A 959-nucleotide genomic window follows, 5' to 3' on the forward strand; every position below is an offset into this window, starting at 1 on the left:
CTGACATCGCTGGTTAATGGCACAAAACCCGGCAGTAAGATATGCAGTGTAAAACGGCTCAGACCATCGGTTTGACTAACATCGAGTAGCTGTGGGATGGGTTTAAACAAATAATCGCCAAACGCGGTGAGCTCTTGTTGCATCACTTTTATCGCATCCTCTAGCTTGGCATCTTGATCAAAAAGCTTCAGTCGTTGTTCTAAGGTGTTTAGATTGGACTTACCGTAAGCATAATTGCCACGGCCCCAGAAGGAGCCCTTTAAAAACAGTTGGGTTTTGTCATCCATCACGGAGGCTCTGACTATTTCTAGCACTAATGCCGTGACACCCAGTACCACCGCAGCGACCGCCATAACCGGCGCCGCCCCCGGCACCAGTGCCACCCAGGCGCAATACGCCGCCATCCCATTGACCAACAATGTCACCCCTGACACCGCCGTGGCTAAGGCATTTTGGTTGCCAACCAGATCGGTGCCAAGTTGATACCCACTGCCCAGCACGGCAACAACACCGCCGATCACCGGCAGCCAGCGAAAAGTGGTTTTTACGAACTTCGTTGTCCAAGCGCCAATGCGTTCTGCTACCACGATTGTTTTTTGCGAGGTAAGTTTGGCGATTTTTGATAGTGAAGTTAGAGAGTTGGAGATTGAGTTACCAAGTAATTGAGCACCATCTGCTTTCATAAACTCAGTAAAGACTTGTTTACCGCCGACTTGACCAAAGCGTGCCCCAGCAAACTGATCGAGTGCGGCAAAAGAGCTGGTGATTAAACCGACCCAAGCGTTAGCACGATCAACGCCCCATTTTATAGGGTTGTCAGAAAACTTACTGTTGACTTGTGACGTATTGTAAACCTGAACTAAAAAGAACAGGCCGACGGCGCTGCTTTGTACATTGGGGGCAAATACCTGCTCTGTTTGGCGATAGAGCTTCATCAAGGCAGATTTTTCACTTAAGAA

The 959-nt window shown here is 49.0% G+C and carries 1 protein-coding gene; it reads right to left on the minus strand.

Going from position 1 to position 959, the window contains the following annotated elements; translation table 11 throughout:
- A partial coding sequence (locus tag ACQEXR_RS20245) for a hypothetical protein (RefSeq protein ID WP_427021045.1) occupies positions 1-959 on the minus strand: 959 nt, incomplete at both ends.

The organism is Vibrio sp. TRT 2004, from assembly GCF_050113735.1.
In the GTDB taxonomy this organism is placed as follows: Bacteria; Pseudomonadota; Gammaproteobacteria; order Enterobacterales; family Vibrionaceae; genus Vibrio.